Source organism: Flavobacterium gawalongense (assembly GCF_007097265.1).
GTDB lineage: Bacteria > Bacteroidota > Bacteroidia > Flavobacteriales > Flavobacteriaceae > Flavobacterium > Flavobacterium gawalongense.
Genome location: NZ_VJZP01000011.1, coordinates 14,681 through 33,945, shown reverse-complemented (window position 1 = coordinate 33,945; position 19,265 = coordinate 14,681). Strand labels below are relative to the sequence as shown.

The window sequence follows — 19,265 nt, the reverse complement described above, 5'->3', positions numbered from 1 at the left end:
GGTATATCCCAATGTCATTAAGTTAACCTTTTTTTGTTGGTATTTCAACATTCGTTATTGAATATTCAACATTCAAACTTTTATTTTACAATTGAAAATGAAAAAAAATAGCCCTGTTAAAATTTTATTGGTAGACGATCTACCCGAAAATTTGTTTGCCTTAGAAGTAATTCTTTCTAACGAAAATTATTTATGTGTAAAAGCAAATTCCGGTAATGAAGCCTTAAAAATTCTTCTCCACCAACAAGATTTTGCCATCATATTGATAGACGTACAAATGCCGATAATGGATGGATTTGAAACCGTAGAATTAATTCGCCAAATCGAAAAACTCAAACATGTTCCGATAATTTTTTTAACGGCCAGCATAGATAATTCCATACAAATTTTTAAAGGCTATCAGGCTGGTGCAGTTGATTATATGATTAAACCGCTTTCGCCGGAGATATTAAAAGCAAAAGTGGCCATTTTTGTCGATTTGCATAAGAAAAATCAGGAATTATTAGTTCAGGCAGAACAACTGAAAAGGCTTAACACCGATCTTAGAGCCCAAAAATTACTTTCTGAATATTCTCTTAGTCTTATTGAAGCAAGTCATGACCCTTTATTTGCAATTAGCCCCGAAGGGAAAATAACCGATATGAATAATGCATCGGTAAAAGTAACTGGTATATCACGCGAAAAATTAATTGGAACCGATTTTTTTGATTATTTCACTGAACCACAAAAGGCTCGTGAAGTATATCAGAAAGTGTTCGAAAAAGGATCTGTTTCTGATTCTCCACTAATACTTCGTCATAAAAAAGGCAAGTTGATTGATGTATTATTCAATGGATCAGTATATAAAGATGATAGAGAAAATGTACTGGGAGTAGTCATTGTTGCCAGAGATGTTACAGATCAAAAAAGAATTGCTACTGAATTAATTGAGGCTAGAGTTTTTGCTGAATTAGCCACAGCAATTGCAGAAGAAGCAAAAATAAATGCAGAAAGTGCCACTATCATAGCTGAAAATGCGGTAAAGGCAAAACAGCAATTCTTGTCGAATATGAGCCACGAAATTCGTACACCGATGAATGCAATCATCGGATTTACAAAAGTGGTATTAAAAACAGATTTGTCAACAAAACAAAAAGAGTATTTAAACGCAATTAAAATAAGTGGTGATGCATTAATCGTACTTATCAACGACATACTCGATTTGGCAAAAGTGGATGCAGGTAAGATGACATTCGAGAAAACACCTTTCAAAATGAAGTCTTCCATTTCAGCCATGCTTCATCTATTTGAAACAAAAATTCAGGAAAAAAACTTAAAATTAGTTAAGGAATACGACAGTAAAATTCCTGATGTTCTGGTGGGAGATCCGGTTCGTTTGCACCAAGTAATTTTAAATCTGGTAAGTAATGCCGTAAAATTTACTACAAAAGGAAAAATTACGGTGAGCGTTAATTTACTGCATGAAGATGATGATAAAGTAATTCTCAAATTTGCTGTAACAGATACCGGAATTGGTATCTCCAATGAAAAAATTGGAACCATATTTGAAAATTTTCAACAGGCCACCAGCGAAACTTCAAGATTGTATGGCGGTACCGGATTAGGTCTTGCTATCGCTAAACAATTAATAGAACCACAAGGAGGTAGTATTCGTGTAAAAAGCACTATCAACGAGGGTTCCACATTTAGTTTCACATTACCTTTTCAAAAAACAAATGCCGATGCAGAATTGGAAAAAGAATTAATAGAATTAGAAACCGAAATAAAGAACATTAAGGTATTAGTGGTTGAAGATATTGCGCTCAATCAATTATTGATGAAAACACTTTTAGATGATTTTGGATTTGCCCGTGATATTGCTGAAAATGGTAAAATAGCTATTGAAAAACTTAAAGAAAAAGACTACGATGTTATTCTTATGGATTTGCAAATGCCAGAAATGAATGGATTTGAAGCTACAGAATATATTAGAAATACGATGAATTCTACAATTCCTATTATTGCATTAACCGCTGACGTAACTACTGCTGATTTAGCAAAATGCAAAGCGGTAGGAATGGATGATTACCTTGCTAAACCAGTTGACGAAAGACTATTGTATAGTAAAATAGTTGGTATCTTAAACAAATCGAAACTTGCAAAAATCAATGAAATTTTGGAAGAAGAACAGCATACAAAGAAAAAACTAAGATGCATTGACTTGGTTTATTTAAATCAAAGAACAAAGTCAAATCCAAAATTAATGACGGAAATGATATCATTATATTTAGCACAAACGCCTCTTTTATTAGACACAATAAAACAAAGTTTGGAAGCGCAAAATTGGCATGTATTAGGTGCCGCGGCTCATAAAATGATTCCGTCTTTTTCAATAATGGGAATCAGTCCTGACTATGAAAATATGGCAAAAAAAATTCAGGAATTTGCGACAGCACAAGAAAAAAATGAAGGAATACAGGAATTAGTACTACAACTTGAAGAAGTTTGTTTACAGGCTTGTATCGAACTAGAAGAAGAACTTAAAATAATTAAAAATGCCATATCATGAATGTTGTCAATATATTAGATATTTACATTCAATATTCCTTGGTGCAATGGGTTATAAATCATTACTATTTAATAAATTTATAGAACATATTTCCTTACTTTTAAACAAATATTTTTATCACATCTTTGTTTAGGTGTCATGAAGTCCCGGATGCAACAAAAAAATTATAGTCAATTCTATAGCTATAAATTAAAATCATTAATGATTGCAAAAATGCATTTGATTAGACTTGCATAAAAAGATTCTGATCACAATTAATTCCAACTTTTCTTCAAGAAATAGGACGGATTCCTCCAAATAGAATAATGAGACGTAATTCTCTTATTTTATCGACTTTATATTACAAAATAAATCTCTCTGAACTTTTTTAAATTCAGAGAGAAATTATTAAATATTTGATTCTTTGTCCAATTTGATTATTGAAACTTCATTTATTCCTATCTTTTATTTTTTGAAGTTTTACTTATAAAAAAATCCATTTTATTTTATTTATCAGTCAACAAATTTGCTTCTAAATCTTAAAGAAAAAAAACATCAATCAAAAAAATGCGAATCATATAACTCTTTATAATAATTATATAATACATTTTACAAAAATTATCATCAACTTAGTGTCCTGAATATTAAGCAAATGAAAAAAACAATCAACATTCCGAAAGTAAACATAGTTACCCTTAAAAAGAAAGAAAAAAATAATTTTCCGGGTTATCCTGTTTATCTTCCTTCAGAAGATATTTATAATAAAATCGAAAATAAATTGATATTGATTCAGAGAATCTTTCAAAATAAAAGAACCAATTGGTAAACCTAAAGAGAATAAATATAAAATCATACTATGAAAATAGCCGTATTCAGTACAAAACCCTATGATAGAGAATATCTAGACAAGTTTAATATTGAAAATAAACACGAACTGATCTATTTTGAAGCTCCTTTAAATACTGACACCACAAATTTGGCTATAGGATTTGAAGGCGTTTGCATATTTGTAAATGACAAAATCGATAAAAAAACTATAGATAAATTATCCGAAATTGGAATTAAACTTATTGATTTGCGTTGCGCAGGATTTAACAATGTAGACATTGAAGCAGCAACAAAACAAAATATTAAAGTACTGAGAGTTCCTGCATATTCTCCACAAGCCGTTGCGGAACATGCTGTAGCATTAATTTTGACTTTGAACAGGAAAACGCATAAAGCCTACAATAGAGTTCGAGAAAGTAATTTTTCTTTAGAAAACCTTACCGGATTCAATCTTTACGAAAAAACTGTTGGAGTAATTGGAACGGGGAAAATAGGCACTGCATTTTGTCAAATAATGCTAGGTTTTGGTTGTAAAGTCATTGCTTATGATATTAAGGAATCAGAGCAGCTAATAGCAAAAGGTGTTGAGTATAAAACATTGGATGAAATATTTAAAAACTCCGATATTATCTCCCTCCACTGCCCTCTTAATATTAATACGAAACATCTTTTTAACCGTGCAGCATTTTCTAAAATAAAAAAAGGAGCTATGCTAATTAATACTAGCAGAGGAGCATTAATTAAAACATCGCATGCAATTGAAGCGTTAAAAAATGAACAATTAGGCTATTTAGGAATCGATGTTTATGAGCAAGAAGAAAATCTGTTTTTTAAAGATCTGTCTGAAAGTATTATTCAAGATGACTTAATAGAAAGATTAATGGCTTTTCATAATGTATTGATTACGCCACATCAAGGATTTTTTACCAATGAAGCATTAGACCAAATTGCGCAAACTACTTTAAAAAACTTTACGGATTTTGAGAATAGATTACCATTGGAAAATGAGGTGAAACTATAGTTTAATATTCCAGATTAATTGATGAAATCTCAATACCATTATTATTGAGAAGAAAATAGACGATAGCATAACGCTTTAATTTAAAAAGAGATTGTTAAAAAAAGGAATTTGATCAAATAACAATGTAATGGAATAGTTTATAACTGTTTTTTTTAAATAAAAATCAGCAGTATGTAAACTTTGGGAATGATAGCGATTTATTTGTGATTAAAAATCAAATTCTCTTTTTTCAACCCTTTTTTTTATAAAAATATGTAAAAATTGTAAGTCATACTTTAAGTTATGTAAAACATTAAAAAGTATTAAAACCCAACTTTATACTATTGAAAGTAAACAACAATTAAATAAAAACAAATGAAAAGTACAACCACCAAAACTGATAAAAAAGAAACGCTTCAAGAAGGTAAAGGAAATTCAGAAAAAGCTACACCAGAAAGAAATGAAGGGTACCGTAATATTTTTGTAGAGGAATTAAAAGAAATTTACTTTGCTGAAAAAGCGCTAATTATCTCCATTCCAGTAATGATTAAAAAGGCTGCTACTGATGAATTAGTAGACGCACTCAAAGTACATCTGCAATTTACACAAGATCATATAAAGCGCTTAGAAGATTTTTTTACTTCGATTGGTGAAGCTACTATTATATTAAAATATGAAGCGATGTATGGATTAATTAAGCCCGGAAATAAAGAAGCTTAATGTTATTCTAAATAATTAAAATGAAGAATGCTGTGCGACATCAAAAAAATCGAGAATTAATCTATTGACATAGAATTTTCTGAATTAGGGATTCAAGAATTTGTAAACAAGAAACTCATTCGCATTAGCGGACTTTCAAATCCTTTATAGCTTTGATTAGAACAAAAATAATCAGTAAATTTAGTTAGGTAATGCCTTTTCTGGTTTGCCAGGTTGGCGAAACGGCATCAAGAACATAGAGGTTTTCCAACCTTCCGTCTATGACCAACGAATTGGTACACGAGCTTGATAACCGTTAATCAGAACATTTTAAAAAGAATGTTATCTAACTTATTTTTTGATTACAATTTTATTTCTGTGATTCAAATTACATTAATAAAATTGTTTTCAAATTAATGAGTCAAGTATTGTTATTGAATTCAATAGTTTGCATCACTGATTCTAATAAAAAGTGATACATCTAAATTTATTACTGAATACTTAAGGAATCTCGCTTAAAAATAAATTCTACTGACCCGAAGTATGCTGAAACAAGGCTTTATCGTTGGTAATTATCAAAGCGAGTTTTCTGAAAGTATACGCACTAAAATTCACAGAAACTATTAAGCTTGCTTTTGAATAATTTATAAAAGCGTTACTTGAATTATTTATAGGATAAATCCAATAAAAATGATTGTTAAAGCAGGAGTGTTTTTAAATTGTAATTAGCTCATATCATGATTAATACATCATTTTAATTAGTATTTTAAATATGTAAGTCCCTAAATATAATTATCTTTATATCCATTTTTTAATACTAAAAAACCATGAAAACATATGAGTTATTTACACCAAAAAAAGTGGGTTCCATAGCATTAAAAAATCGAATTGTTATGGCACCTATGACAAGATGTAGGGCAATTGGAAATATTCCTAATGAATTAATGGCTAAATATTATAATCAACGTTCCAGTGCCGGTTTAATCATAACCGAAGGTACTTCACCGTCCCCAAATGGTCTTGGATATGCCCGAATTCCTGGTATTTTTAATGCACTACAAGTAGAAGGCTGGGAAAAAATAACGAAGGCCGTTCATAAAAACGGAGGTAAAATAATTGTTCAATTAATGCACTCCGGAAGAATCAGTCATCCGCTCAATATGCCTAAAGATGCTCATATACAGGCTCCTTCTCAAGTAAAAGCAGCCGGGCAAATGTGGACGGATTCCAAAGGGTTGCAAGACTTTGTTGTTCCAAATGAAATGACTTTCCAAGATATTTTACATGCCAAAACAGAATATATTTCCGCAGCCGAAAATGCTTTATTTGCAGGATTTGACGGTGTAGAATTACATTCGGCTAATGGGTATTTATTAGAAGAATTCCTTTCTCCAGTAAGCAACATCAGAACAGATAATTATGGTGGAAGTATTGAAAACCGATGCCGTTTTGTGATTGAAGTTGCAAGTGCTGTTGCGCAAGCCATTGGAAAAGAAAAAGCAGGCATTCGTTTATCGCCTTATGGAGTAGCGAGTGATATGCCGCATTATCCTGAAATCGATGCCACCTATGATTACTTGTCAAAAGAACTCAATAAACTGGACATCGCATATATTCACCTTGTGGATCATTCCGCAATGGGAGCACCTGCAGTTCCTTTGGAAATTAAAACATTGATACGTCATAACTTCAAAAACACCTTGATTCTCTGCGGTGGCTATGACAAAGAAAGTGCCGAAGAAGCTATTGAGAGCGGATTAACGGATCTGGTAGCTTTTGCGCGCCCATTTATAAATAATCCGGATTTAGTGGAAAGATTTGAAAACAATTGGCCCTTATCCCAGGAGGATCTTAATATGGATTTATTTTATACTGCTGATGAAAAAGGGTATACTGATTATCCGGTTCATAAAAGTTAATTAAAAGAATAGGCTTGTCTGTTTTTAGAAACTCATTCAAATCAAAGTTAAAATGAAAGATATATCCCAATTGTTAGCTTTATTAGGTGATGAAAAAGACTCTTTGTTAAATCATGTCTGTAAAACAATTTCAAAGGATCAAATTCATTTGCCGAATCCGTCCCATATAGATACTACTTTTTTACAAAGTAATCGAAATGGACAAGCGATTCGGAGTTTGACACAATTATACCATCAGGGCCGACTTTCGGATACGGGCTATATTTCTATTTTACCCGTGGATCAGGGAATTGAGCATACTGCAGGAAGTTCGTTTGCTCCAAACCCCATTTATTTTGATCCTGAAAATATTGTAAAATTAGCCATTGAAGCGGGTTGTAATGCAGTTGCTTCTACAATGGGCGGACTGGCCATGCTATCGAGAAAATATGCGCATAAAATTCCGTTTGTGGTAAAAATTAATCACAACGAACTGATGACATACCCTAATAAACACGATCAAATTATGTTTGGAAGTGTTCGAGATGCCTGGAACATGGGGGCAGTCGCTGTGGGAGCAACTGTCTATTTTGGTTCTGCAGAATCAAATAGGCAAATTATAGAAATAGCAAAGGCTTTTGAAGAAGCACATAATTTAGGTATGGCGACAATTCTTTGGTGCTATTCCAGAAATGATGGCTTTATAAAAGACGGCATCGATTACAATACTGCGGCTGATATTACCGGCCAAGCCAATTACTTAGGGGGTTCTATTCAGGCGGATATTATTAAACAAAAGTTACCAACCAATAACGGTGGTTTTACTTCGATAAAATTTGCCAAAACAAATCCAGATATGTATACCAAATTAACCAGTGACCATCCTATAGATTTATGCCGATATCAGGTAATAAATTGTTATTCAGGACGTATTGGCATGATTAATTCAGGAGGAGAATCAAAAGGCGAAACCGATTTGGCGGAAGCCATAAAAACAGCGGTGATAAACAAACGCGCTGGTGGAGCCGGAATGATTATGGGAAGAAAAGCTTTTCAGCGTCCCTTTAGCGAAGGCGTAAATCTCATACATGCAGTACAGGAAATTTATCTGGCCAAAGAAGTTTCAATAGCGTAGTTCTCCATTCATTAATACTTCATATTCATATCCTTTTGATTATTGCCAAAATTATAAAGTCTGGCGAAAATCTAGGATAATTACGTTTAAAACATCTGTCTTTAAAAATTTATTCACTGCTAAATACAAACTACAAAAAACAGTTAAAATAATGAATATCAGAATAATATAAAAACTAAAGGGTGTGAATGATGTAACTTATTTTTGTAATTTTATAATACTTTTCGAAAGAAATAAAATGAACTTTGTAAAATAAAATTCTTTTTAATTGTCCTGCGCTGCTTTGATAATTAAAAAACAAAGAATTTGGATGAAATCATTAAAAAAGTATAATAACTTAAATAAAATTATGGAAATTATGAAACCACAAATTGGAATAACAGAAGCACATTTAAAAAATAGCATTGCGATTCTTTCTTCAATTTTAGCAAATGAAATGACTCTTTATGTCAAATTAAGAAAATTCCATTGGAACGTATCAGGAGAAAGTTTTATGGAACTTCATAAATTATTTGAAGGTCAATACAAACAGTTGGAAGAATCAATTGATGAAATTGCGGAACGTGTCAGCAAATTAGGCGGAAAAACTATTGGAACAATGAAAGAGTTTTCAGATTTAACAATAATCAGAGAATCACCAAATCATTATCCTGCTCAAAAAGATATGTTGAGGGAATTATTACAAGATCATGAAATTATTATTCTTCATTTACGAAAAGATGTTGACATAAGTTTTGAAGAAAACATGGATGCAGGAACTGCAGATTTCCTAACAGGTTTGATGGAAGCACACGAAACAATGTCCTGGATATTAAGGAGATATTTAGACTAATTTAAACTAAAAAATTAATTCATAAATAAAATGGAAAAATCAGAAAACGAAGTTTACTTAGCCTCAAATAGTTATTGTAAAGTTGGAAAAATAACTCCCAAAAAATATCTTGAAGAAGATCAATCGACAATAGAAACTGACTTTGAAAAAGAAAACTTTGCCAAATATGATGAAATCGTAAACGGCAAAATGATGTAATTGTTTACTTAATCAAGTTCTCTCTATTTTTTAAATATAAATTAGAACCATTAAAAAACTTTTTTCAAACCTCCCTCCCAGAGCGGTTAATTGAAAACTAGTTTTTAATGGTTCTATTTTTTTTGAAATTTATAATAGGATTATCTAATTTTTTTTTGAATTGAAAACGCAATAATAAAATGTGGGAATGATGTAACTTATTACTGAAGTTCTATAACATTTATCGTTTCCATGTTAGCCATCTTTGCTTTAAATAATAACAACAAATTAAAAGTTGCTTCTTTAGTACAATTGGATGAATTAGTAAATTTAATTAATAAAACTAGTTACTGAAGGTCATGCAGATAGCAATGGTAGCGATGCATTCAATTTAGAATTATCTCAAAAACATACTGAATGTGTAAAAAAATATTTAATGGAAAAAGATATTGTGGGCTCTAGATTGACAGCAATTGGTTTTGGTGAAAGTAAACCGATAGCGAGTAACAAAACTGCTTTAGGTCGTGCAAAAAATAGAAGAGTAGAGTTGAAAATGAACTACTAAAGATAGTAAGATTAGGTTGGTTTTTTGGGTTTGGTTAAGGGGCTGTTGGTGATAACAGCCTTTTTTTGTGGAGTAACGATAGTTTTTTCAATTATTATTTTAATGAATCACACCATTTGAATTTGTTATTTGAATTAATAAACACTCAAATGTCAATTCTAAAATCAGTTCGAATTAAAGTCTAAACAATTCCATAAAAATTCCAATTCTTTTAAATTAATTAATTTACTCATAATTTAAAAACATGTGAATTATATAATCTTTCCATAAAGTTATATAATGATTTTTAGCAATAGATCACTGAACTTTAGAGTATTGTAATTCATTAATTATAATTAGCTGCTAAACCATATAACATCTATTATCATAAAAAAAATCAATATGAAAACAACAAAAAAATTAGGTGTCTGGATGGATCATTCCATTGCTCATTTAATGGAATTTACATCAAAACACTTTGAAATAGAAACCATTGAATCAAAGTTTACAAATCAACTGAAAAACAAAAGTTTAGCAAAGAGCAAAAGTTTGATGCATAATAAACAGAAGCAACAACTTTCTGATTATTACAAAAAGATAGGTGAAGCGATAAAAAATTATAAACGTGTAATTCTCTTTGGTCCTACTGATGCAAAAGTGGAGCTATTTGATATTTTGAGTGAAGATGAACGTTTTTTAAAAATTAAATTCGAAATTAAAAATACTGATAAAATGACGGAAAATCAACAACATGATTTTGTTAGAGAGTATTTTTCAAGGGCCTAATTTCATTTTCACAAAATCACTTTTAAACATAAATAATTTTAAATAATAAAAAAAATGCAAACAAGAACCATAGGAATCATAATGACAATAATAGGAGTACTTATGTTGCTATACAATAGCTTCAATCTTGTAACTACTGAAAAAGTAGTTGACTTAGGTCCAATCCAAATAAATAAAGAAGTAAATCATCCATTAGAATGGTCACCCATCGTAGGTGTTGTACTAGCTGTAGTTGGCGTTGTTTTGATTGTTATTGGCAATAAAAAAAGCGTTTAACTATTCTAAAAAACTGTGAATATTATAATTTCTTTATAAAGTTATGTAACACTTTTTATTTTCTATCTTCTCACCTTTACTATGTTTTAATTAGAATGCATAAAATTGGTAATCAATAATTTAAAAATAAAAAAAATGAATATAGATAAATCAATTGAAGTGTTAAATACACTCATCAAAATTAATAACGATAGAATCGAAGGGTATAAAACTGCTTCAAAAGCGACAGAAAAATATAGCTTAAAAAACATGTTTTTTGAATTTCAACAAACCAGTCAAAAATGCAAATCAGAACTTATAAAGGAAATTAAAAAATTAGGAGGAATTCCAAAAGAAGCAATTAAAATTAATGGGTTTTTCTTTAAGTTTTGGATTAATCTAAAGACTGCATTTATTTGTAAAGATTGTAAGGACATAATTAATTCATGTGAGTCTAATGAAAACAGAGCCGAAGAACACTATAATAATGTATTAATTCATAATCTTGAAAATCTAAATTTTGAACAACAGATTATGTTAAGAAAGCAATACCTATTAATCAATATAGACAATAATAAAATAAGAGTTTTAAGAGATGTATTAATAAAAAATAAACATTTCTATTAAACATTATTTAAATTAAGGAATAGTCATCTTTTGAAAGTATAGTACTCTAAATAAGCAAAATACATATTGTTTTTTTAAGTGTTGAAGATTCTGAAGATACTTTCTAGGGCTTTATTGTTGTCTAATAGAAATCATTGGTTTAAGAAACCAAGATTGAATCCTACCTCCTACATACCTCCTCTTGCGTTCGGCAATCTGGAAATTATTAAAATTAGAAATGTGATTTTATTCTACTCATAAAATCAAATAAATTATAAAATCTATCAACCGCATACAATTCATTAATCTCAATTAAAACATACTATTTTGATTATTTATTTAAAAAATATTTTTAACGATGTTGGTAAAGTAACGCTGTTTACAACACAGTTTTTTCGCGAAGTCTTTACACCCCCATATGAAATAAAAGAGTTTATTAAACAATGCTATATAATTGGTTATAAATCTCTGCCTTTAGTAACTATTACTGGTTTTATAATGGGATTAGTACTTACACTCCAATCGAGACCAACATTGGCAAAATTTGGTGCAGAATCTTGGTTACCTGGTATGGTTGCGCTCTCGCTAATAAGAGAAATTGCTCCCGTGATTACAGCCTTAATTTGTGCCGGGAAAATTTCTTCCGGAATTGGTGCAGAGTTAGGTTCGATGAAAGTGACAGAACAAATTGATGCTATGGAAGTTGCAGCTATAAATCCTTATAAATACCTTGTAGTTACACGGATTTTGGCCACTACAATCATGGTTCCTCTTTTAGTGATATTCGCAGATGGTATTGGAATGTATGGTGGATATATAGGTTTGAATATGCATAGTGATGTTACCCTCTTTCGTTACACTTCCCAAGTTCTGGAATCAATTACATTTTTGGATATTTTTCCAGCGACTATTAAAACTTTTTTCTTTGGTTTTTTTATTGGAATGATAGGTTGTTATAAGGGTTATATGGCAGCAAATGGAACAGAAAGCGTGGGTAAAGCAGCCAATTCAGCAGTAGTAACAGCTTCACTGACTATATTTATTATAGACATGATTGCGGTTCAATTAACTGATTTATTCTTCTAAAAATGATACAAGAAAAAACAAATACAGATTCTCAGACAGCAACTAATAAAAATGTTCCCGTAATAGAAATAAAGGATTTGTATAAATCTTTTGGGAAAAATGAGGTGTTGAAAGGAATTAATCTTTCCGTAAATAAAGGAGAAAACTTAGTGATTTTAGGAAGATCCGGATCAGGCAAATCAATAACTATAAAGTGTTTAGTGGGATTGGTAGTTGCAGATAAGGGAGAAATAAAGGTATTTGATACCGACATCACAAAAATAGATACTAACGAACTCAATGAGATTCGGATAAGGATTGGATTTCTTTTTCAAAATGCGGCTTTATATGATTCGATGAGCGTTCGGGAAAATCTTGGTTTTACTTTAAAACGGCATGTAAAGGGTTTATCTCCTAAAGAGTTAGAGCTTGAAATTAGAGAAGTATTAGAGAATGTAGGATTAGCGGATGCTATTGATAAAATGCCTTCTGAACTATCAGGCGGAATGCGAAAAAGAATTGGACTTGCAAGAACACTGATTCTAAAACCTGAAATAGTATTGTATGATGAACCTACAACAGGATTGGACACAATAACTTCCAGAGAAATAAGTGAATTATTATTAGATATACAGAAAAAAAACAAAACAACTTCTATTATAATTACGCACGATATGGCTTGTGCAAAACACACCAGCGATAGATTAATGATTTTAAAAGATGGTGTAATTCATGCTGAGGGCAGTTATGAAGAACTCGAGAAAAGTGACGACGAATGGGTACGTTCTTTTTTTAGTTAATAAAAAATAAATTAAAAGTTATGAATAAAGAATCTGGGTTTCAATGGAAATTGGGAATGTTTGTTATAATTGGATTAGTACTTTTTGTTTCAGCATTATATTTTGTTGGAAAACAAAAAAATCTATTTGGTTCAACGTTTCATTTAAAATCAAACTTTAAATCCGTAAGCGGTCTTGAAGTGGGTAATAATGTACGGTTTTCAGGTATCAATATAGGAACGGTAAGCGAAATAGAATTAGTTACAGATTCATCTGTGGTAGTGAAATTATTGATAAAAGAGGAGGTACGAAAGTTTATTAAAACTGATGCTATAGCCAGTATTGGTTCGGATGGATTAATGGGGGATAAAGTATTAACTATCTATGCTGGTGCTAACTCTAAGCAAATGGTAAAAGACAATGACATAATTGCCTCGAGAAAAGCTATAGATATGGAAGACGTTATGAGCAGTGTGAAAACCAGTGTAGATAATGCCGGAATTATTACAACCGAACTTGCAAAATTTAGTTCCAATATGAACACTGGAAATGGTATGGTATCTAAATTGATGACGGACAAAGAGTTTGCTAACAGTATAACACAAACGCTTGCGAACTTAGAAAGCAGTTCAAATGAATTTGCCAATTTCACTACTAAAATGAATAGTGGAAAAGGTGCTTTATCCAAATTAGTTACTGATGAAAAAATGGGGCGAACGATTGATTCAACCTTAACAAATGTCAAAACAGGAACAGAGGGACTTAATGAAGTTATAGAGGCTGCTAAACATAATTTTCTATTAAGAGGCTATTTCAATAAAAAGAGAAAAGAGGAAAATAAAAAACTGGAGGAATTAGATCGACAGGAAGAATTAGAAATGAAAAAGGAATTAAAAATTGTTGATGAAAATGAAGTGACAAAATAATTTAATTTTAAAAAGTTCGCTGGCAATTAAACATTCAAAACTAAAAGTATCGTTAAAAAATATTACAAAGAATGTATTCTAATTTATTGCAGCTTAAAAAGAAAATTAGAACTTTTTACCGAAATAGGAAAATCTATAGTTTAAGAAAATACTTATTTTTCAAACTTTCAAAGAGTGAATCCTACAACTTTATACTAAAATTCTATAACACTTCGCTTTCAAGTTGGTACTATCTTTACTTAGTTAAGAAAATGTTTTATAAACTTAAAAAAAATGAAAATGAAAAAAATGAAAATTATTCTGTCTTTCATCATGCTTGGATTATTAATAAATTCATGTAACAGTGATGATACAAAATCCAGTTATCCTTATGCTGTACGATTGACTGATGCACCAGGCCCATATGATGAAGTAAATGTTGACATACAAGGTGTAGAAATAACTGGCGAAGGAGGAGAAACTGTTTCACTAAATGTAAAAAAAGGTATTTATAACCTACTTGATTTTTCTAACGGAGTTGATACTCTAATTGCTACTGATTCATTAGAAGTATCCAAAGTGGGACAAATAAGACTTATATTAGGAACAAACAATACGGTTGTCCTTAATAATGTAAGTTATCCTTTGAGCACTCCAAGTGCTGAGCAAAGCGGATTAAAACTTCAAGTTCATCAAACGCTTCAACAAGGTATCTTGTATAGTGTTCTTCTTGATTTTGATGCAAACAAATCTATTGTTAGTACAGGCAATGGGACTTATAAATTAAAACCGGTTATCAGAACAATAGAAACCGCAATAAGTGGTTCTATAAAAGGTAAAATTACTCCAATAGGTACAATGGCGGTAGTTGAAGCAACTTCAGCCACAGCTCTATCCTATTCAACAAATGTAAATGAGAATGGCGAATTTTTAGTTATGGGACTTCCTCCTGGAACCTATAGCATAACCATTACTCCTGCTTCACCTTTTGTCGCTGCTACCAAAACTGATATTATTGTAACAGCAGGTGCAACAGCTGACATAGGAACTATAACACTGTTATAAAAGCAATTACAGGTTACATTTAAATTGACACTCCATTTTCAAATGGAAATCGAGTGTCAATTTTAACAAGAAAATAAATTTTTAAATCATTAAAAGCATCATTAATATTCGATGCTTTTAATGATTTAATTTTTTTAGGATTCGAATAAAAATACTTCTCTAAATAACTAAAATTTCAATTTATTATGGAAACTGAAAAAGAACTTAATGATGCTATTCTAAAAATGACTTTGAAAATTCAAAATGAATATCCTGAATTATCAAAATATTTAATTGAAATGCCTGTGACTATTCCTGATATCATTAATCCTAAAATAAATATTAAAACGCTGAAAGATTATTATGAATCTTTGAATTCAATACTAAAAGAATATGTTCCAAATCATATTGACATAAAAGATAAATAATTTGGAGCCATTATTTATGAAATTATATTTTTAAGTTTAGTTATTATCCAAAAATCATTTAACCAATTTTCCGCTTAACTGGTAATTATGCCTTAAAACAGCCAACAATACCTAATAAATTCAGAAATAAAACCGGAACGAAAAACAATAGAGCTTTCTATAAAAACAGAGAATTTGATGAAAATATTTTATTTATCATTTTTCCAAAAACAATAAATTTTTCTTAAATAATCCTGAAAGAAAAATCACAATATTTAATAATTGAAATACCGATTCCTATTTAATTATTATCCAATTTTAAGTCTCGTTTCTGAAATAAATATGTGAATAATATAAGTCTTATCTAAAATTCTATAAGTCATTTTATTACCTATTCTCGCATCTTTGTAGTGTTACGAATATTTTTTTGTGACTTAAATAAAATTGAAATGAATACTATAGAACTTGAAGGAAATTGGGAAGAGCAAAAAGGAAAATTAAAACAAAAATTCGCAGCTTTAACTGAAAATGATTTACTTTTTAAAGAAGGTATGAAAGAGGAAATGATTGGAAAACTTCAAATAAAATTAAGTAAAACCAAGGAGGAATTACTTAAAATTATTAAATCCCTTTAAATAATTGCATTTTAATATTTCCTATTATTTGCAACTATTTCTATCTCATTGATCTTAGGTTAATACCGTTAAATAATTCAACCTAGCATAACTAAATTGTTCTAGGCTGAATTATAAAATGGTAAAAGAAAAAGCTTTTTCAATCACTTCAAAAAAATTAAACTTAAAATTATTCCAAATGAAGAAAACAATTTATACTCTTGCTCTAACAACATTTATGGCAGGATCAGTACTAGTGGGATGTCAGACTTCTACAAAAAAAGAACAGGAAGCTAAAGATAAAGTAGCTGATGCTCGAGGAGATGTGCAAGAAGCCAAAGAAGAATTGATGGAAGCAAGAAAAGAAGCAACTGCAGAAGAATGGCAAACATTCAAAAACGAAACTGCTGCAAAAGTCAATGAAAATGAAATTAGAATAGCGGAGTTGAAAGCCAAGATGAAAAAAACCGGGAATTCAATTGATGCGATGTATGCAAAAAAAATTGAGGAACTGGAACAAAAAAACAACGATATTGAAGCTAAAGTTGAAACCTATAAAAATGATAGAAGCAGTGATTGGGAATCATTTAAACGCGAATACAATCATGATATGAGTGAACTGGGTAAGGCTTTAAAAGACATGACGGTTGACAATAAAAATTAATACAAAAAAGAAATAATTTTTAAAAAGGCGAGTTTTTTTAACTCGCCTTTTTTTGTTCAAATTATTCCTGAATAGTATAAAACAAACTTTTAAGAAACCCCGTGATTACTAAAAGGTGTGAATAATATAAATTTTATAAAAAGTATTGTAACACTTTTCTTCTTTATCATTCTCAACTTTGTAAGTATCAAATTTACAATAAATTAAATCTAATGAAAACAGATATGAAAAATTCAAAAACACTGATTTACGCTTCCTTAGTATTAACTTTTATGGCTTTTACCAGTTCCAAAGCGCAAGAAAACGAAACAAAAACAGGTATAAAAGGTGGAGTAAATTTCTCTAACCTATACACTGACGATGTTGATGACAATGATGTGTTAACTGGATTTAACGTGGGCTTTTATGCTAAATTACCTATTGCAGATAATATCGCTTTACAACCTGAGATTTCTTACACTGGAAAAGGAGCCGAACTAGTTTACAATAACGCCTTTGTAAGTGGAACTGCACAATTTAAATTAGATTATATTGAAGTGCCGCTTTTATTAGTGGTAAATGTTACCAAGAATTTCAATATTCATGCTGGACCTTATGCTGCTTATTTGATTAGTGGTAAAACGACTAATAAATCAGATGATGGTAGTTATAACTTCGAAGACAATATTGACACAGATGATTTCAACAGATTTGATGCAGGCCTTGCAGGAGGTGTTGGTCTAGATTTAGAGCCGGTTAGTTTTGGAGTACGTTACAATTATGGATTGACTAAAATTGGAAAAGATGATTCAGCAAATAACTTTACTTCTCCAGATGCTAAAAACAGTGTCTTGAGTTTCTATGCTGCATTTTCATTTTAATCAAATTGAAAACAACAGAATAAATTTTTAATATTAAGTTAATTTTTATATTATAAAATACTGTAAAACAGTACTATATAATTTATTTTTATAACTTTACTAAACAAAAAATTTAACTTATTAATCATTAAAAATAGAAATCATAAGTAACCTTCTTTACACCATCGCAGTTATTTTAATCCTCTTTTGGGCAATTGGTTTCTTTGCATACAGTGCAGGATCAATTATTCATATTCTTCTTGTCATTGCAGTTATAGCAATCCTATTTAAACTTATACAGGATAGAAAAACATAATCAATCGTTATTATAAAAATATACGACAACAAATAAAATTTAAATCATTAAAAATAGAAATAATGGGAAATCTTCTTTACACCATCGCAGTTATTTTAGTAATCTTTTGGGCAATTGGATTCTTTGCATTTAGCTTAGGATCAATTATTCACGTACTTCTTGTTATTGCAGTTATAGCAATACTATTAAGACTTATACAGGGTAGAGGTATTTAATCAAAATAAATTATAATAATAAAATCAATAATTATGAAAACTGATAAAATAGTATTAGGAGTTTTAGGTGGTCTTGCAGTAGGTGCAATATTAGGAATTATGTTAGCTCCAGATAAAGGCGAGAAAACGAGAAAAAAAATTATGGATAAAAGTAATGACTATGCCGATGAGTTAAAAGACAAATTGGATACATTATTAGGTACCATAAATAAAAAATATGAAAAAATTTGGAATGAAGGTGAAACTTTAATTGCTGGAGGAAAATCAAAATTTTATGATGCAAAAAACGAAATTAAAAATACAAATATCTAATGAGATACTTAAATATTAAAAATTTCAATTAAAAATTAAATCATGGACAACTTTACAGCATCAATAGAAACGCTTTTTGAAAAAGCAGAAGATTATACAAGAACAACCGCAGAATTGGTTAAGCTAAATGCAATTGACAAATCAGCGGATGTCATGTCTTCTTTGCTCTCAAGATTAACTGTTGCTATTGTTGCTGTTATGTTTGTTCTACTTGTAAATATTGGACTTTCCTTATGGATAGGTGAATTATTAGGGAAATCCTATTTTGGCTTTTTTATAGTAGCCAGTGTTTATTTATTAATTTCAATTATACTATATACTTTTAAAGATAAATGGATTAAAATTCCTATCAGTAACTTCATTATAACTAAACTGCTTAAAAAGAAATAGTATGGAAAAGATAAACCAAACAGATTTACTAGATGAAACTATCCTATATTTAGAAAATAAGCAGGCTTTAGAATTATACGCTTTAAAGGAACAGTTTGAGTTAACGTATGAAAGTTTAAAGCTTTTAAACCTTATCAAAAGTGCTTTTACTGAAATGACTACTTCACCGAATATAAAAGGGAACTTAATTAATAATGCAATTGGGATGGCAACGGGATACTTTACAAAAAAAGCTTTAGTAGGATCAACCCATAATCCAATAAAAAAAATATTAGGTACACTATTACAATTCGTTATAACTAATATTGCTACAAAACATTCTGATACTTTAAAATCTTAAAAATTCACTTACAAATTGAATTCTGATTATAAATTATTTAGTTTATCTTTATAACCAGACGGAAAACTATTAATTACTTTATACTTCA

At 30.1% G+C, this 19,265-nt stretch carries 25 protein-coding genes; all 25 read left to right on the top strand.

The genetic code is table 11. From position 1 onward, the window contains the following. Positions 1 to 97 precede the first annotated feature (97 nt). The 25 genes from FNW38_RS08050 (at position 98) to FNW38_RS07940 (ending at position 19,177) form a co-directional block, all read left to right on the top strand. On the top strand, positions 98 to 2,548 hold the full coding sequence (locus tag FNW38_RS08050) for a response regulator (protein ID WP_144064750.1): 2,451 nt from the start codon (positions 98 to 100) through the stop codon (positions 2,546 to 2,548). Between the two features lie 631 nt (positions 2,549 to 3,179). Further along, complete coding sequence (locus FNW38_RS17470) at positions 3,180 to 3,353, top strand: hypothetical protein (RefSeq protein ID WP_185963112.1); 174 nt, start codon at positions 3,180 to 3,182, stop codon at positions 3,351 to 3,353. A gap of 30 nt (positions 3,354 to 3,383) precedes the next feature. After that, on the top strand, positions 3,384 to 4,376 hold the full coding sequence (locus FNW38_RS08045) for a 2-hydroxyacid dehydrogenase (protein WP_143387366.1): 993 nt from the start codon (positions 3,384 to 3,386) through the stop codon (positions 4,374 to 4,376). A 354-nt stretch (positions 4,377 to 4,730) separates the two neighbouring features. Continuing rightward, complete coding sequence (locus FNW38_RS08040; RefSeq protein WP_143387365.1) at positions 4,731 to 5,075, top strand: DUF892 family protein; 345 nt, start codon at positions 4,731 to 4,733, stop codon at positions 5,073 to 5,075. An 806-nt stretch (positions 5,076 to 5,881) separates the two neighbouring features. Further along, positions 5,882 to 6,973, top strand: a complete 1,092-nt coding sequence (locus FNW38_RS08035) for an alkene reductase (protein ID WP_143387364.1) — start codon at positions 5,882 to 5,884, stop codon at positions 6,971 to 6,973. A 52-nt stretch (positions 6,974 to 7,025) separates the two neighbouring features. Further along, a complete protein-coding gene (locus FNW38_RS08030; RefSeq protein WP_143387363.1) occupies positions 7,026 to 8,087 on the top strand; it encodes a class I fructose-bisphosphate aldolase in 1,062 nt (353 codons plus the stop codon). A 358-nt stretch (positions 8,088 to 8,445) separates the two neighbouring features. Next, positions 8,446 to 8,919 (top strand): Dps family protein, encoded by a 474-nt coding sequence (locus FNW38_RS08025; RefSeq protein WP_143387362.1) that lies wholly within the window; start codon positions 8,446 to 8,448, stop codon positions 8,917 to 8,919. 30 nt (positions 8,920 to 8,949) lie between these two features. After that, positions 8,950 to 9,117: a hypothetical protein gene (locus FNW38_RS17465; protein ID WP_185963111.1), complete on the top strand. Its 168-nt coding sequence runs from the start codon at positions 8,950 to 8,952 to the stop codon at positions 9,115 to 9,117. 316 nt (positions 9,118 to 9,433) lie between these two features. Then, a complete protein-coding gene (locus tag FNW38_RS08020) occupies positions 9,434 to 9,661 on the top strand; it encodes an OmpA family protein (protein WP_143387361.1) in 228 nt (75 codons plus the stop codon). 381 nt (positions 9,662 to 10,042) lie between these two features. After that, positions 10,043 to 10,426, top strand: a complete 384-nt coding sequence (locus FNW38_RS08015; protein WP_143387360.1) for a hypothetical protein — start codon at positions 10,043 to 10,045, stop codon at positions 10,424 to 10,426. Positions 10,427 to 10,480: 54 nt separating this feature from the next. After that, positions 10,481 to 10,702 (top strand): hypothetical protein, encoded by a 222-nt coding sequence (locus FNW38_RS08010; protein WP_143387359.1) that lies wholly within the window; start codon positions 10,481 to 10,483, stop codon positions 10,700 to 10,702. Between the two features lie 135 nt (positions 10,703 to 10,837). Then, entirely contained in the window at positions 10,838 to 11,308 is a 471-nt protein-coding gene (locus FNW38_RS08005; RefSeq protein ID WP_143387358.1) for a PA2169 family four-helix-bundle protein, read from the top strand. A 306-nt stretch (positions 11,309 to 11,614) separates the two neighbouring features. Further along, positions 11,615 to 12,373, top strand: coding sequence for an MlaE family ABC transporter permease (locus tag FNW38_RS08000; RefSeq protein ID WP_143387357.1), 759 nt, complete (start codon positions 11,615 to 11,617; stop codon positions 12,371 to 12,373). A gap of 2 nt (positions 12,374 to 12,375) precedes the next feature. Next, entirely contained in the window at positions 12,376 to 13,152 is a 777-nt protein-coding gene (locus FNW38_RS07995; protein WP_143387356.1) for an ABC transporter ATP-binding protein, read from the top strand. 20 nt (positions 13,153 to 13,172) lie between these two features. Beyond that, complete coding sequence (locus tag FNW38_RS07990; protein ID WP_143387355.1) at positions 13,173 to 14,057, top strand: MlaD family protein; 885 nt, start codon at positions 13,173 to 13,175, stop codon at positions 14,055 to 14,057. A gap of 279 nt (positions 14,058 to 14,336) precedes the next feature. After that, a complete protein-coding gene (locus FNW38_RS07985) occupies positions 14,337 to 15,101 on the top strand; it encodes a DUF4382 domain-containing protein (RefSeq protein ID WP_185963110.1) in 765 nt (254 codons plus the stop codon). Positions 15,102 to 15,286: 185 nt separating this feature from the next. After that, positions 15,287 to 15,508 carry a hypothetical protein gene (locus FNW38_RS07980; protein ID WP_143387353.1) on the top strand — a complete coding sequence of 74 codons (222 nt, stop codon included), beginning with the start codon at positions 15,287 to 15,289 and terminating at the stop codon, positions 15,506 to 15,508. 428 nt (positions 15,509 to 15,936) lie between these two features. Continuing rightward, on the top strand, positions 15,937 to 16,122 hold the full coding sequence (locus tag FNW38_RS07975) for a CsbD family protein (RefSeq protein WP_143387352.1): 186 nt from the start codon (positions 15,937 to 15,939) through the stop codon (positions 16,120 to 16,122). Between the two features lie 178 nt (positions 16,123 to 16,300). Further along, entirely contained in the window at positions 16,301 to 16,765 is a 465-nt protein-coding gene (locus tag FNW38_RS07970; protein WP_143387351.1) for a sll1863 family stress response protein, read from the top strand. Positions 16,766 to 16,989: 224 nt separating this feature from the next. After that, a complete protein-coding gene (locus tag FNW38_RS07965; RefSeq protein ID WP_143387431.1) occupies positions 16,990 to 17,625 on the top strand; it encodes a porin family protein in 636 nt (211 codons plus the stop codon). 133 nt (positions 17,626 to 17,758) lie between these two features. Beyond that, positions 17,759 to 17,920, top strand: coding sequence for a lmo0937 family membrane protein (locus tag FNW38_RS07960; protein WP_317130164.1), 162 nt, complete (start codon positions 17,759 to 17,761; stop codon positions 17,918 to 17,920). Positions 17,921 to 17,982: 62 nt separating this feature from the next. Beyond that, complete coding sequence (locus FNW38_RS07955) at positions 17,983 to 18,135, top strand: lmo0937 family membrane protein (RefSeq protein WP_143387350.1); 153 nt, start codon at positions 17,983 to 17,985, stop codon at positions 18,133 to 18,135. Positions 18,136 to 18,168: 33 nt separating this feature from the next. Beyond that, entirely contained in the window at positions 18,169 to 18,447 is a 279-nt protein-coding gene (locus FNW38_RS07950; protein ID WP_143387349.1) for a YtxH domain-containing protein, read from the top strand. 42 nt (positions 18,448 to 18,489) lie between these two features. Beyond that, positions 18,490 to 18,837: a hypothetical protein gene (locus tag FNW38_RS07945; protein WP_143387348.1), complete on the top strand. Its 348-nt coding sequence runs from the start codon at positions 18,490 to 18,492 to the stop codon at positions 18,835 to 18,837. 1 nt (position 18,838) lies between these two features. After that, on the top strand, positions 18,839 to 19,177 hold the full coding sequence (locus tag FNW38_RS07940; protein ID WP_143387347.1) for a hypothetical protein: 339 nt from the start codon (positions 18,839 to 18,841) through the stop codon (positions 19,175 to 19,177). Positions 19,178 to 19,265: the final 88 nt, after the last annotated feature.